Source organism: Hyphococcus sp. D3-15 (assembly GCF_055809375.1).
This window is the reverse complement of record NZ_CM147910.1, coordinates 3,154,666-3,168,250: the sequence shown is the minus strand read 5'-3', so window position 1 is coordinate 3,168,250 and position 13,585 is coordinate 3,154,666. Positions and strand designations below refer to the sequence as shown.

Here is a 13,585-nt window from a genome sequence, read left to right as displayed (position 1 = left end):
ATTTCAGGTGATTTGCCCTGATTCGCAATGCTTTTGCGCAAATTTTAGGCTTTTTCAGCTCGAAGTATTGGCGGCTATCCGCTCTGTGGAAGGCCCCGAAAAATGCTCAATTTCCCTTCATGCCCAAGGGCTTCGTGTTATCTTAGGGGCTGCTATTTCTGCCCGGATAGATAACTCAGACACAAATAATTTGAGCTGCAAATTGGTAATTTCTATTTGAGGCCCTGAACGAAATCGGGAAGCGCGTAATGGCACGGATTGTATATTCTCATCCGCGCGGCTCCGACTTTAGGGACATCCGATACAGTTTCGAACATTGTAAATTTAGAATGGTAAGCCCCTGATAAGAACTCTAGCGGATTCAGGAAAAGTGTTCGCTCTCCACTTATCACGTCAGAGATCACTTTTGCATCTTTGATCCCGCTAAGGTAACCAAAATAGTATCGCATTGCGTTAACCTGGAACGTGATGTCTGGGTCACTGATGTAGATGCGCTTATTGAACTCATCTAATATCCAGTCCTTAGTCGCCGCCCCACGTAAACATAAGACAGACTCTTCTTTTAAGTTTATATCCGTATCCGGAACTTTGGAGAGTGCTTCCGCGACATATTGATATAGCGGCCTACCGTTAAGGTAATACCACTGATCATCCGCTACGACTGTTTCGTGTTCAAAGTCTATTGCACCGCCGCCAAGCGCAGCATTAATGTCGATCTCAGTGACGATAAACGGTACGTCTAAGCCGACTTCGATGACAGAGTCTGAAAAGCGTTCCCCTTGAAAGCACGTAAGTAACGAAATTCCAAGTCGCTTGGCTTTTGAAACCGCAGTTGCTGTAAAACCCACGGGGCTAACTATCACCCCCTTATTCGCGCGGACATCGGATAGTTTGGAGTGAAATGCGTCCACGTGCGTAACATCAAGCTTCGTGCTATGATCACGACACTCAACAACCGTTAAAAGATCAAAGCCGCAGACCTTGGATCGCAAAACAATATCAAATTCTCGCTCTCCATCGTGCCCTTCCAAGAAAACTCTTGGTCCGTCAACCGATGTGTACCGGTTGCTTGCTGACATAATGGTTATGAGCTCAGTCAGCAGCTTTTCAAAAAATTTCCCATCATTTTTCATAAAGGCTTGCTACCCTTGCGCTCCCAGCTACCACTAACTTATGAACTCGAATGTTGGCGGCTCGGCAACTACTAATCTATAGGTCTTGAGCAGTCCGCAAGTCATAGTGCCCGAGAATAGCGGACGTGTTGCTGCGACACTCAAGCGGACGCCCCCTTCGAGGCATGAGCGGAATCTTCCAGGCGGGCAATGGCCACTAGGGTCCGACTTGCAACTAACCAACCTCACGGAAGGTTGTAGGGCAGGTTGGACATTTAAATAGCTCAGTTTTGAGTATAAATTGTTCGCATACGTTTAACTTGCATGCCTTTTCCTTTAGGGTCCAGCCAAACGTCGGCTGTCAATTTTGTGCCGATACTAAGTTTATCCCTTTCGGCTTTCGGCACGACCGACAAATGAAAGAACGCATCTCTGTGGCCGTCATCAAAAGTTATGAAACCGTATCCTCGTTCCACATATAATTTTACGATTTCCGCATCAACAGTCTCTACTATGCTATCGTTGGTGTTTATGTCGGTAATGTTGCCAACATTTAGCCCCTTTTCGTTTCGAGCGATGTCGCAAGTAATAACATCACCGTCAGAGACACGGTTTGTTCCATACGCCTGTAGCACCTTCGCGTGTATGAAAACCTGAACATCAAACTCTTCGGCATCGCCAAATCCATAGCCCACTTCGTCATTGTACCAATCAACCGTAACTATAACCCCCTTTGCAATTAGCCCGCTCCGATATTGATCACCAATAGCTAAAAGTTGGTCTTTATCGGTCTCACGACCAAACACATCAAACTTCTTTAGTCCCTGCAGGAGCGCTTGTTGATTGTCGTACTGCTCTTTCTCAATATCTGTAGAAACGAGCTTTGCATCCTCGCTTAATATATAATCCAGAAATAATTTTCGAATTTGGCTCATCCGCTCGATAAAGTTCCGCGATGACTGATATGCGCCGCGTATTTTCGCCGCAACGTCGTGATCGGCAATTGGTGTAGTCAAGGCCATTTGCTCAAAGAAAACTTGATTTGTGCTAGCAAGCCGCAAGTGCGCTATGCCGCTTGAGGTGATGGCTAACCTTTGCCTAGGAGAAAGGGTTCTATTGGAGATATCGTAGGGTTCGATAAGATTTGCCTCAAGCAACATACCGAGTACGTTATCGACGGCGCCTTCAGCGATGCCTATCGAATCAAAATAGTCAACTATTGATTGAACGCTTAGATGTTGATCCTCGATCTTGCGATTTCCTAAGCGCGCAGCATTTAACACTGAGAGAATTCTAAGCGCCAAGAGTGGCGAATAGTAGAGTTTTGAATCATAAGAAAAGATTGGGTAGACTTGGTGATCATCGCTTCTGCGGTACAACTCGTAATCGCCCCTCAGCAAGGCATTCAGAAACCCTGTATAGCTGGGCGTAATTGGGACTCCGGTCACAAACGATTTCAATAGGTCTTCAATCTTGAAGACTGATGATGTTATAACTCTCTGTGAGAGCAAAAGAGTTCTGCGTATGTTATAATTGGTCAGCTCACCGATCGTTTTTGACGTATAGTCGTGATCAACAAAAACTTCTTCCAACACTCTCGCGAAGCCGCTTAAGTCTTCGATGGATATCTTTATTCCGCGACGCGAAAAATAGCTCCGTCTTTCATTTATGTCGATATCATCGGACAATCGACGTTTGATGTAATTTACGCGCTTTTCAAAAACGTCTCTCGGTGACGGCGTCGGGAGAAAAAACGACTTTGAGCTGTAGATTCCAAAAATGTCGGTTTTTGAAAAAGCCCAAGCGGACTTATCCGTGACAGGAAAGATAACGAGGCAATGATTTATGTTACGCCGCAGAGATTGAGCAAACTGAAATACGCTGCGCTTATACAGTTCAGAAAATTCATCGGTGTTATCAATTACCAGTATTGGGAGCTTTTTCCGGTTTGCGACTGTGTCAGTTAGTAGTCGTTTCAAATACTCCTCTCTGTTTGCGCCCACCGCCTGGTCAAGAAACTTTCCAAACTCTTCATAAAACTTTTGTTTGTCATTCGCATAGAGTTTGGCGCTGGCGCCTTCTCGTCGGTTACTGTATTCAGAATAATACAGTCCTCTGAGTTCCTCCCAGTTTGGTGAGCCGGACTTATAATTGTGCTTTTCAAGTGAGCGGATAAGTTTTTCCGTCATCCAGTTCACAACTGTAGACTCGTCTCCAGTGGAATCTAGACAGTTAATGCGCATCACAACGCATTGGCGCTGCAATGATTGAGCTAAAGTTTTTTTGAAAAACCTATTCAGAAATGTTGTTTTGCCAGAGCCAGTGGGCCCCACAATAAAAATTGTTTGCCCGGATTCTGATGGCGAATATTCCACTTCAACGTTGGATTTGATTAAAGCGGCTAGCTGATCGTCGACATCTTTTGCAGCGGGGTTGATGTTTCCTAATACTGCTGCCGTCATTTTTTCGAGCGAAAAATCCGCAATCCGGCTTTCCTTTGTTTCGACGAAACATTCGATCAAGAGATTGTCGTCTTCGTCGCCGGTTAGCTTGGCAAAAAAGACGGAGAATACTCGCTCTAAGTCGAACGCGAGTGAATTTTTCGGTGCAATCTTTATCTGATCTTCTTCAATCGCGGCGACCAGTTTTTGCGTTAGCAATAGTCTGCTCTGGTGAACGGTATCGAAAATCGAATTGTAAAGTTTCGATGCTACGCTTGCCTTCGATATCAGTTCAAAAAACCTTGAAAAATCGCCAAGCACAGCCTGCATGCTTGGAAAAACAATGGCCTCCTTCGACCTAAAGTCTGCGCCTGGTATAAAAGTTTTAAAAATAATCCACGCATTGCCATCGGTTACTACGGCGACGGGAATGCCGTTCTGGGCTGCGTAGGAAAAAGCTTGGTTTATGCCGTCGAGCGATTTCTTTAGGCCGGGGCCAGCGATCTTTAGCTCCTTCGACCGAGCGGTTTCTGTCGTTTGGACTTCGAGTAACCCGAGTCGCTTCGCTTCGAATATTAGCACTGGCGTGTGCTGCAGTTTTAGCACGTAGTCCGAATAGCCGTTGGCATGGCGCGTTTCGGCGCTTATATCATCAAATGACCAGCCTAAACATTCTGTAACGATACGATTGATAATTTGAATTTTCGCGTCTTCTTCAGTCGCTATATTTTTATGATTTGCCGCTGCTTGATCGGCAATTGTTTTGGCAACTGCATACGCATCATCGATAGTTGTTGGCGCTTTCATTTCATGCAGTCCTATATTTTCGACTTCTCAAACTCGCAAACTGCCCAGGCCCTTGTGTATCTATCGTAGCGGCTCTTGCTTCGCAGCTTGTAGGCGCTCCAGGCACCGATGGTTCACAAGTTTTGCTAGTTGATTTGCTTGCTCACCAAGCCACACGAGTTCGTTTTCAGCGATTACGTAGTGCTTGGAATACCGCGCCTTGACATACGCGTCTTTCAGGCGCTCAAAGCTTCTTCGTTGAATCTTGTCCTCATCGGGCCAAATTTCACGAAACCGTTCGTCCATCTCTTCAACTAGTGAGCGTAGTTTTCGAATGTTGTGTGTGGATGGACTGTATAGCGTTGTTGTTAGGAGGTACGCAGTATATTGATTTTCGACCGCTTGGTGAAGAAAAAATGCCGCTTTATTATTCCAAGATCGAGATTTTGCATCTTCAAAGTAGAAAATGAACTGCTTGGCGCTCTCGCTCCACTGATCGTAATATCCTTTGGCTAACTCATAGGCTTCTTCGCTATCGATAGGTTTCGGCTCAACAAACCGATGCCCTTCCAGTTCATAAAGCGCGATGCCGTCGCGAACGATGTCGACGAAAAAATACTGCCCCTGCGCCAGCTTGTCGTTCACCTCGCCAAGGGAATGAACGATGAGGCCGATGGGGGTTTTGATTGCCTTGTCGCGGATGATGCGGTCTTCGGCCTTGTACCAGTAGGTCGCCATGTCGGTGAGTTGCTTGTAGTTGACCACCACGAGGAGATCGAAATCGGACTGGTAGCCCTTGGCGGTCTTGCCGGCTTCGTCGACCCAGTCGCCTCTGGCGTATGAGCCGAAGAGAACGATTTTGAGGATGCGGCCTTTTTTGTCGTATTCCTTCTGGCTGTTCTTGCCGCGAGCGAGATCGAATTCCTCGAACAGGATCTCCTGGATGCGCGCGAGTTCGCGCTGCTTCTTCTCAGGCAGGTGATCGAGGCTCGTCTTCATGTGCTGCAGCGGGGCCATGATGGCAGTTCGGGTCCTCTTAGGCTTAGGCTTAGGCTTGTTGGCGGCGGAGAGAAGCCCCCGCGCCTAAATACCGGATTCTATTGCATTTCGAACCGGGATCGCCAGAGCGCGGGGACAATTACTTCATTTCATCATTTCTTCGACGATTCCTGAGACCCGGTCGGCGGCCTCTGCGAGATAGCTGGCGTCAAGATGGGCGTAGATTTCCGTGGTCGCGGGCTTTTTATGCCCGAGGAGGCGGCCCGCCATGTCGAGGGTTTCCCCGCTCATGATGGCGTGGCTGGCGTAGGTGTGCCGGAGATCGTGGAGCCGGATGTCTTCCGGCAGGCCGATCCGGTCGCGGATGCGCCGCCACGGGCTGTCGATATCGCTCATGGGGCGGCGCCAGTCGTCCCGGTGGGGGAAGACGAAGCGGGTGTGCAGGATCGCTTCCTTGCGCCGCTTAAGGATCACGAGCGCGGGTTTGGAGAGGAGCACGTCCCGCGCGCCGGTCTTCGTGGCGTCGAGCCGCAGCCGGTCTTCCTTTACTTCCGACCATTTGAGCCGGGTGATCTCGCCCGACCGGCATCCGGTGAAGATGAGGAGCCGGATCGCGTCGGCGACGTCACGCCAGCGTTCTGGCGGCTCGTCGAGCCATGCGCCGATTTTAGCGAGCTGCTCGGCGTTGAGGAGACGCCCCCGCGAGGGCCGCACATTGCGCCGGATCGGATAGGACGGATCCGGCGCATTGCGCGGCAGGTAGCCTTGCTCGCGACCGAAGCGCAGGACGCAGCGCAAATACGTCAGCGCATGATTGGCGCCGCCGGGCCGCCTCGCCGAATAGGCGAAGAACCACTCGGCGATCTCCGGCGTCGTAAGTTTGCCCGCAATCTTTGTTCCAAAGGCTGGCATGAGCTGGGCTCTCAGATAAATCCGGAAGCTCCGCTCGGTCGACGGTCGCCAGCTCGGAATCTTGGCCTTCAGATAATGCTGCGCAAGCGCTTTGAAAGTGATGGCGGGTTTGTTGTCTTCCTTGGAAACAGACGCAGGAGGCGGCGCGTCGCGGGCCATGATTTGGTGAGCCCGCGCCCGCGCCGCCTCCGCTTCCATCCCGGGAAAAGGGCCGATGGTGATGCGGCGGTGCTTGCCGTCGACCTTGGTGCGCAGGGTCCAGGATTTGACGCCGGACGGCAGGATGCGGAGCGCGAACCCTTTGAGGCGGCTGTCCGGGATGGCGTATTCGCGCTTGCGGGCGCTGGCGGCGAGCGCCGTCGTTTCGGTGAGCAGTCGGGGCGTGTTTTTCATGACGACGCCTCCATGCCAAGCTTCGCCTGCACCGCCTTCATGTGATCTTCGAGGCGGCGTTTGAGCGCCTGATAGTCAAGGCCGGTCTCCAGCGCATATTCGGCCAGCGTCTTTTGCTGGCCAAGGAAGTCGGCGAGCACCGGATCGTCAACTGCCCTGGCGGCGGATTCCCTGACACGGATTAGACCCTGCTGGCCGGACGCCGATCAGCTCCGCATGGCGCATGATCCCGGAGAGAACAGCAAGGGCGCGATTGCAGGTGTCCGGGCTCTTGCCGAGCCCCGTGCGCCAGAGCGTCACGTCGTCCGGCGTGATCGCGGCGGCGGGACGGTCCCCCAGCGCCGGATTGATGTAGCGGACCGCTGTATAGCGATGGGTGCGCAAGGTGGCGGGCTTCCAGCTTGCGGCCCCGTGCTTGAGATAGGCTTCGGCGCACCGGGCGACGCTGGCGTTTCGATGCGGGCTCTTCCTCAGGATGTCGGCCTCGCCGGTGATGGCGGCAATGACGGCCAGCGCCGCCGCTCTTGCATCCTCGATGGTCATCGCGTCGCCGGGTCCAAGCGACCGCCTTCGCGTGCGTCCTTCGTGGCGCAGCTGGACGCACCAGGTGGACCGCTGGTTCGGACGAATGCGCAGGCCAAGTCCCGTCACCTGATCGTCCCATTCGAAATACTCCTTGGCCGTCTGCTTTTTGGTCTCCTGCATGAGAATATCTCCCAACGCTTTCCGGGGTTGGACATGGGTCATGCAGGTGTCCCGGAAAGCGCTGTGGACAATGCACGGGAAGCAGTGTCCCGGCCGCCGTGCGCGAATTCGTCAGCGGCTTCGGGCTCCCGAAGCGCTCGCGGAATGGATGGAAACTGCGTGCAACCGATTGATTGCAAAAAGGCATCCCTCGCGCTGTCGAACCGGCGTCCGCAGCGCATCAGCCCAAAAGAAACCCCTTAAGGGTTCCTGCTACAACGTTTCAGATATCACACCCTATGCACCTCACGGCGCCTACCGGCCTGGGGCCAGACAGCCAGCGCCCGGAATTTCTGGGGGCTTTAGCAGTGGCTGCGTCATATGCGAATTCATCCTTGCGGCGTCCGCAATTTCCAGATCGCCGGGCGAAAACCGTCATCACACGGATAAATAAAAAGAGATAAAGCTGCCGCCGACGTCTATTTCGCGGCCAGCTTATTCAGGATCAACAGCAGGCTGTGTCGCAGGTCGGGCTCGCGCAATTCATCGATCAGCCGCGCCGCCTGGCAGGCGTCATGGGAGCGCGCGGCCTGTATTTCGTCGCGCGTGCGGTCCTGGCCAAGCCGATAGCCGTCACTTTCCACGAGGTCGCGCATCAGGAACGTCACCGAGACGCCGAGCGCGTCGGCCGCGCGAATGAGACGGCCGGCGCCGATGGATGCGCCGCGCTCATAGCGCTGGATCGATTGAAAAGAGACGTCGAGCGCTTGCGCCAGCGCGTCCTGTGTTTTTCTCGCATCAAGCCTGGCCTCCCGCAGGCGCGTTCCGATGGCGAGGTCGCAGCGCCGGGCTTGGCAGGCGGGGGTCGCGAGTGTGTCGGCGTCCGCCATGGCGGTCACTGCGCCCAGAAGATTTGAATTTCGTCGAAGCCGGTTTCGAAAGCGAGGATCTGGCCATTCAACTCCATGTCGCGGCCAAGCGCGGCCCAATCGATATAGAACTCGAGGGCTTTGGGGATTTCGGGGCCGGTTTCGCGGGTCAGGTCTTCGGCGAAGTCGGCGAGGGATTCGAACGCGCCCGCATAATCGTCGAAGGCGGCGCGCGCCTCGTCCAGGTCCTCGCCGAAATGCTCATAGAGCCTTGCGCCGAGGCGTCCATGCTCGCCGATGAAGTCGGCGAGGGCGCACACGGTTTCGAAGGAGGCGTATTCGGAAAGGTTCGCGCCTTCGAATCCTTCAAAGTCATGCAGGGCCCATTCTTCCGCCTGCGGAACAGGCGAGGCGGCCAGCATGGCGCGCACCTCGTTGTTGATCTCGTCTGGCGTGGTCGCCTCGATCCAGCGCCCGTGCAGGAAGCCGTTATTATAGGCGGCGAGGCAGGCGGCATAGATGCGGGGACGGTGCGGCGGCGCTGGCGCGGCTGGTTCCGAGGGCGCGACGGTGCGATCAATCATGGCGGTCTCCTTCTCTCGCCCGTTCCGTTTTTCCCCGCAGGGAGGCGGGGGCGGGCGGCGAGAAGGCGCCAAAGCCGGAGCGCAGAAGGACGCGGCGCAAGGGGCGCTGTAGGTAGGAGACCTCAAGACGATCCTTTACGACAAAGACCCGCCCCCTTGCGCAGCGGCCGCGCTCCGGCACAAGCGCCGCCCGCCCGCGCCCGACTCCCAGGGACGACAATATTGACGTGTTTCAGGAGACCGAGCGGCCTGGTTCAGGATGGGGAGGGAATGCAGATGTTTGGCGGCTTGTTTGATGTAACGAGCTCAAAGAGCTCGTGAATCCGAAGATCGGATAGTTTCGCCTGGTCAGGCGCCCCCTTTTTACTGAAGCGACGTAATTGAAGTACGAAGTTCAAGAATCTAAACAACTAGCTTCAAACTTGACTATTATTGGCGAATACAGAGAGTGCGCAACAGACGGAGTTTTCAATGAAACAAAGTTTTCGTGGCTTTTTGGCTTTTTTGGCGCAGTCATTGTTCTCGTCTCCGGCTGCGGAAAAAGTTCCGGTGCTGGCGTTGCTCCAGCGACTGATCCAGACGCGCCGAGTTTCGATGAGATCGAGGTGATGCAGCGTTCAGCGCTTACGAGCGTAGGCGTTGTTTCAGATTGGCGGCTTCCGGCGGACCCAGATGATCCCAGCATTGGCGGTGGTCACGAAGCGGTCAGTTACTTTCAGAACCTTCTGGCTGAAAAAATCCCGGTCTGTACGGCGCAAATGGAAGCCTCATTCGCGGATTGGGCAAAAGATGCGGGCCTGGAAATCGTACGGCGAACGACCTCGCCAAATTCCGCTAGGATGTTGGCTGATCGTTCGGGTCTGGGCGGCTTTCTTGAATTCACCTACCGTGTGCGAATAGAGGATAAACGAGCGCGCGCAACCTTATTCTTTTACGCCAATGATGGCGCCCGTCATGAGTGGCCCGCTCTCCAAACCATACTTGAAGAGCTAAATGTCGCCGATTTGCAAGACGAGATTGCACGCAGAATAGACTGTGGGGGCGTCTGATATGTCCAATACGACTCTAACCGGTTTGGAGGTCCTGAAAAGAGACCCGAAAAACCACAGCCTTTTTCACAGCTCAATTATGAAAATCGTGCCCAACGCAAGGATTGAGCAGGTTCTGACGCTGGATGGCGCTCATATTGATCACTTTGAGGCGACTGCGGAAGGAGTGCTTGTTTCGAGCGTTAAAGAAGGTGTTGTCCAGGCCGTAATTCGTTTGCCAAAGTCAGAAGACCTTCTCGCCAAGGATCTGCTTGAAGCTCAAAAGCTTTCCCTTGAAGACAAGTGGAAGCGACGAACATTGATCGCTTCGATCTCGACAGCGCTTGTTACAGCTTGTTCAGGGGTGTTGATCGCACTGGTGAATTCCGGCGCGCTTCCAACGCCTCATGATACTATCGTTCAATCGGTTGCGAGCGAACGAATGCAGGCATGCGCTGACAGTTTGGAACGCCTGGATTACCTATCCGGTAGAGAGGGGCAGACTTTGGTCGACTTTAAAACAGCGGTATCGGCGCATAACGCTTTGTGCCGGGATGTTTGGGTCGAGCTTTTGGGGCCAGCAAAATGAAGCATACTTTGATACCGCACGGGGTTGCGGCCATGTTGATTTTATGGGCGCTGAGTTCTGGTGCTGCGCGGGCCCAGCCAGACTATGTTGTTCGCTTGTGTTATGATGAGCCGCGCGCCGAGCGCTCCATTTGGGATGTTTCCATTTTAAGAGCGATGGCTGACGCAATTGGGGGAACAGGGAACATTGGCGTCAAACGCGGCACTTGTGACGATTTACCAGTTCAAGCCACATGCTTCGCAGGCGGATTCGCTTTAATGTGCAAAGTTGAACCGCTAGAGCGAATTTTGCGCGCGGCCGCATGGTATGCTTTCCAATATCACGAAAGAGGTCTCGTCGAATATGAGGATTTCTACCGGACGGATCAGCGCATGCCCGCAACAGCCTTTCGATTTGCGGACAGACAAGGCGCTGAACCAAGAATTGAAGAGTTCGCACGACGAATGGCGGAACTTGACAGTTTACCCGTCCTGGCGGTCGAAGAGGCCGATGATGATGCGACCTTTTATCTTGTCTATGAGGCCATCGCGCGATTGGCGCTGACGCCGCTATTAGGCCACGAAGCGGGTCACCTTGAAGAGGAGACATGTCCTATTAAATCCGCCGGCAGACTTGAAGAGGAGGGCATTCTTGATTTGATATTGAAAGAGCACCGGCAAGGAACACTTTTCTGCCCACAAAGTATCGATGTTTCCGAATTCAAGGCTGATGTTTGTGCGCTAAGGCGTATCCGTAGATTGGTGGACAACGCAGACCGATTAGAAGGTTTGAATAATGATGTTAGCGATTTTGTCCGGCGCGCGGCGTCTGAAATCGCCGCATTTCAAGCGTTAACTGGTTATTCCTACCGTGTCGATGATAGCGGCGGCCAATATCAACTCATCCAATTTCCCAATTACCTGAGTGCGCCGTACCGACTGTTGGCAGTTGCGGCGGAGATGCATGGCGGACGCTCTGCACCGCCGGTGTGCGGAAATGCTGCCGGATTGTTTGTTAAGGGGGTTCAGTCGGATTTTCAAAAATGCAGCAATGGGGGCGGGAAAGTGTCAGATCCGATTTTGGCGCTGTTGTCGCCTGGCGTGGAGTCATCTTGGAATGGAGCTCCGTGGTCAGCAGATTCTTTCAGCTGTGTAGCGCAACTGCAGTAGCGGCTTGTCGAGGCGTCACTCCAGAGCATCGGAAATTAAAAAAAGCTGATGTGGGCGCGTCTATGAATGACTGAATGAAAAATCGACGCCCAAGTGGACAAAATGCTGCGCTAATATTGAATGGCAGCGATACGGAATAGTGCGGAGAGGGTGAACATTACAAACCGCCGGTTATTGTCTGCTTTTAAAATCACTGATCACCAAGACTCTGACGTTCTTGATTATCCATTGAGATGGCTGGTTTGGCGTTTGCATCACCAGCGGCGAACGCGGTCAAAGCGTTTGCCCGAATGGCGCCGCGTGCGGTCCCGCCCGGTCCGCGCCCAGCAGTTCTGTGAGATAGCCGCCGGCGCGCAGGGATTCGGCTTTTTTCACCAGATAGCGGATGGCGTGTTTCAGGGACGGCCCGGTCCAGGCATCGCGCACGCGCTCGGCGCCATAAAGAACGACGGCGATCTCGCGCCGGCTCATGCCGATGTCGAGGCAATCGAGGGTGATGAGGGCGTTGCGCAGGACTTCGGTGGTTTTGCTCCAGCGCGGCATGGAAAGGTCGGGCGGCTCGCCGTAAAGGGCGAGGGCTGCACGTTGCATCCTGACGCGTCTGTCGTAGTTTTCGACGCCGGAGATGGCGAGCTTCATGTGGACGGGTTCCAGTCCGAGAAGCGACAGGCCGGTGCAGCGGAATTGAACGGCGCAGCAGGCGCGCTGAATGATCAGGAATTCGCGGCCGACCGGATCGGTGATATGGGTGACAGCGCAAGCCGGAAAGGTCCGGTCCCAGAGTTCGCAAGGTTGTCCCGGCGCGCGCGGGGCGCAGATCAGCTCCACCTGATCGGGAAAGGCGCCAGGGCTCCACACGGCGTCGGCTTGATATGCGTTGCGATCTGGATCGGGCATGAAGACGAGCCCCCACCGTTCGGCGAGGGTCTGCGGGGCGGCGGCGCGCCGCAGGCGGACGCCGGGAAGCCGGGCCGGCGGCGATGCAAGATCGCCTGGCCGCAAACCGGTGTCGCGCCGGAATTCGGGGTTGCGCCTTAAGAACTCCCAGGCCCACCGGTCGGGCGATAGCCGCCAGAGATAATCATAGGGCGCGAGATCGGCGTTGGTGTTAAGGGTAAAGCGCTTCATGGGGCAGCCCTCCTTGATTTGGGGAAGGCAAGTCCGGTGCCAGTATATTACAAATATAATCCTTGAAATATTCAGTATATATATGTAAAGAGCGGTTTTTTTGACTATAGCGCCCCAGTCGCAATAAACTGACGGCGCCGCTCTCCGGCTCGACGGCGGCAGTGCGTCGAGAAGCGCATTCCCGGGCCTGCATCATGCGGTGATCATTTGCGCTTCGCCGCTGGTTTCTGTATGCGGCGCGGCGATGTCAGGCTTCATCGTCGCGCTGAGTAAAGCCGCCCATTCACCGGTGCATAGCGTGACTGGGAATCTCAAGCCCAAGGGTCGCCGGCGACGCGTCGGCCCTTGCAACACCGTAACGGATTAGCCAATGTCAAAGAGGCCGTGTACGGAGATATCTGGCCAACGGTTCCCCCGCTATGTCGCGCTGTCCTGTCTCGCTTGACGGAAGGCGTCCCAGTCCGGGGCTGCGAAGGCAAGGTCGTTGTCGGTCATCTCGACGAGATTGAAGCGCGCTGCGGCTCTGAAGATTTCGGGCGTCAGCTGATTTAGAATCTCGTCGACGTTTATGGGCGCGCGTTCAGAGCCGGGGCTGTTTTCCGGAATGAGCCGGTCCAGTAATTCATACAGCGCGCAGGCACGGCGAAAGATATGGACCACCTCGCCCGGAGGGCGATCGGGGAGCCGTGCGGCGAGGGCCGACAAAATGGAGACGGCGTCGATTTCGGGCGGCTCTTCGTCGGGCGCGAGGGCGCTCATGAAGTCCAGGAAGAACGGGAAGACGAATGCGAGCGCATCCGCATCGACGGGGGGCACGATTTGCGTATTTCGCATGTTTTGCCCCTGATGTTGCGCCCCCTAAAGTCAGGCGATTTCTTTTGATGGCGCCGGGTGTTTGTCCTCATCTTCGCG

General features: G+C 54.3%; 13 protein-coding genes. 3 read left to right on the top strand and 10 right to left on the bottom strand.

From position 1 onward, the window contains the following. Positions 1-212 precede the first annotated feature (212 nt). The 8 genes from AC0L8G_RS15570 to AC0L8G_RS15535 form a co-directional block, all read right to left on the bottom strand. Entirely contained in the window at positions 213-1,133 is a 921-nt protein-coding gene (locus AC0L8G_RS15570) for a restriction endonuclease (protein ID WP_473385088.1), read from the bottom strand. A 263-nt stretch (positions 1,134-1,396) separates the two neighbouring features. Then, positions 1,397-4,360 (bottom strand): cold shock domain-containing protein, encoded by a 2,964-nt coding sequence (locus tag AC0L8G_RS15565; RefSeq protein WP_473385087.1) that lies wholly within the window; start codon positions 4,358-4,360, stop codon positions 1,397-1,399. Positions 4,361-4,420: 60 nt separating this feature from the next. Next, positions 4,421-5,356 (bottom strand): HEPN domain-containing protein, encoded by a 936-nt coding sequence (locus tag AC0L8G_RS15560; protein WP_473385086.1) that lies wholly within the window; start codon positions 5,354-5,356, stop codon positions 4,421-4,423. A gap of 126 nt (positions 5,357-5,482) precedes the next feature. Continuing rightward, positions 5,483-6,643, bottom strand: coding sequence for a tyrosine-type recombinase/integrase (locus tag AC0L8G_RS15555; RefSeq protein WP_473385085.1), 1,161 nt, complete (start codon positions 6,641-6,643; stop codon positions 5,483-5,485). Next, on the bottom strand, positions 6,640-6,783 hold the full coding sequence (locus tag AC0L8G_RS15550; protein ID WP_473385084.1) for a hypothetical protein: 144 nt from the start codon (positions 6,781-6,783) through the stop codon (positions 6,640-6,642). Before AC0L8G_RS15550 ends, AC0L8G_RS15555 begins: the two co-directional genes overlap by 4 nt. Positions 6,784-6,790: 7 nt before the next feature. After that, positions 6,791-7,348 (bottom strand): integrase arm-type DNA-binding domain-containing protein, encoded by a 558-nt coding sequence (locus AC0L8G_RS15545; protein ID WP_473385083.1) that lies wholly within the window; start codon positions 7,346-7,348, stop codon positions 6,791-6,793. Between the two features lie 458 nt (positions 7,349-7,806). Further along, on the bottom strand, positions 7,807-8,217 hold the full coding sequence (locus tag AC0L8G_RS15540; protein ID WP_473385082.1) for a helix-turn-helix domain-containing protein: 411 nt from the start codon (positions 8,215-8,217) through the stop codon (positions 7,807-7,809). Between the two features lie 5 nt (positions 8,218-8,222). After that, positions 8,223-8,780 carry an antirestriction protein ArdA gene (locus AC0L8G_RS15535; protein ID WP_473385081.1) on the bottom strand — a complete coding sequence of 186 codons (558 nt, stop codon included), beginning with the start codon at positions 8,778-8,780 and terminating at the stop codon, positions 8,223-8,225. 380 nt (positions 8,781-9,160) lie between these two features. On the opposite strand from AC0L8G_RS15535, the gene AC0L8G_RS15530 reads away from it, so the two are divergent. Genes AC0L8G_RS15530 through AC0L8G_RS15520 form a run of 3 tightly spaced genes read left to right on the top strand, consistent with a single transcriptional unit; the run spans position 9,161 to position 11,545 of the window. Further along, positions 9,161-9,829, top strand: coding sequence for a hypothetical protein (locus tag AC0L8G_RS15530; protein ID WP_473385080.1), 669 nt, complete (start codon positions 9,161-9,163; stop codon positions 9,827-9,829). Position 9,830: 1 nt separating this feature from the next. Beyond that, positions 9,831-10,397 (top strand): hypothetical protein, encoded by a 567-nt coding sequence (locus tag AC0L8G_RS15525; protein ID WP_473385079.1) that lies wholly within the window; start codon positions 9,831-9,833, stop codon positions 10,395-10,397. Positions 10,398-10,429: 32 nt separating this feature from the next. Next, on the top strand, positions 10,430-11,545 hold the full coding sequence (locus tag AC0L8G_RS15520) for a hypothetical protein (protein ID WP_473385078.1): 1,116 nt from the start codon (positions 10,430-10,432) through the stop codon (positions 11,543-11,545). 273 nt (positions 11,546-11,818) lie between these two features. Here the strand turns inward: AC0L8G_RS15520 and AC0L8G_RS15515 are convergent, their stop codons facing one another. Together AC0L8G_RS15515 and AC0L8G_RS15510 are read right to left on the bottom strand one after the other, a co-directional pair. Beyond that, entirely contained in the window at positions 11,819-12,673 is an 855-nt protein-coding gene (locus tag AC0L8G_RS15515; protein ID WP_473385077.1) for a DNA -binding domain-containing protein, read from the bottom strand. Between the two features lie 417 nt (positions 12,674-13,090). After that, positions 13,091-13,507: a hypothetical protein gene (locus AC0L8G_RS15510; RefSeq protein ID WP_473385076.1), complete on the bottom strand. Its 417-nt coding sequence runs from the start codon at positions 13,505-13,507 to the stop codon at positions 13,091-13,093. Between the last annotated feature and the right edge of the window lie 78 nt (positions 13,508-13,585).

Bases quoted from the DNA above. Each gene is read 5' to 3' on its own strand.
- AC0L8G_RS15570 (WP_473385088.1), bottom strand. From the start codon at position 1,133: ATGAAAAATGATGGGAAATTTTTTGAAAAGCTGCTGACTGAGCTCATA.
- AC0L8G_RS15565 (WP_473385087.1), bottom strand. From the start codon at position 4,360: ATGAAAGCGCCAACAACTATCGATGATGCGTATGCAGTTGCCAAAACA.
- AC0L8G_RS15560 (WP_473385086.1), bottom strand. From the start codon at position 5,356: ATGGCCCCGCTGCAGCACATGAAGACGAGCCTCGATCACCTGCCTGAG.
- AC0L8G_RS15555 (WP_473385085.1), bottom strand. From the start codon at position 6,643: ATGAAAAACACGCCCCGACTGCTCACCGAAACGACGGCGCTCGCCGCC.
- AC0L8G_RS15545 (WP_473385083.1), bottom strand. From the start codon at position 7,348: ATGCAGGAGACCAAAAAGCAGACGGCCAAGGAGTATTTCGAATGGGAC.
- AC0L8G_RS15540 (WP_473385082.1), bottom strand. From the start codon at position 8,217: ATGGCGGACGCCGACACACTCGCGACCCCCGCCTGCCAAGCCCGGCGC.
- AC0L8G_RS15535 (WP_473385081.1), bottom strand. From the start codon at position 8,780: ATGATTGATCGCACCGTCGCGCCCTCGGAACCAGCCGCGCCAGCGCCG.
- AC0L8G_RS15525 (WP_473385079.1), top strand. From the start codon at position 9,831: ATGTCCAATACGACTCTAACCGGTTTGGAGGTCCTGAAAAGAGACCCG.
- AC0L8G_RS15520 (WP_473385078.1), top strand. From the start codon at position 10,430: ATGTTGATTTTATGGGCGCTGAGTTCTGGTGCTGCGCGGGCCCAGCCA.
- AC0L8G_RS15515 (WP_473385077.1), bottom strand. From the start codon at position 12,673: ATGAAGCGCTTTACCCTTAACACCAACGCCGATCTCGCGCCCTATGAT.
- AC0L8G_RS15510 (WP_473385076.1), bottom strand. From the start codon at position 13,507: ATGCGAAATACGCAAATCGTGCCCCCCGTCGATGCGGATGCGCTCGCA.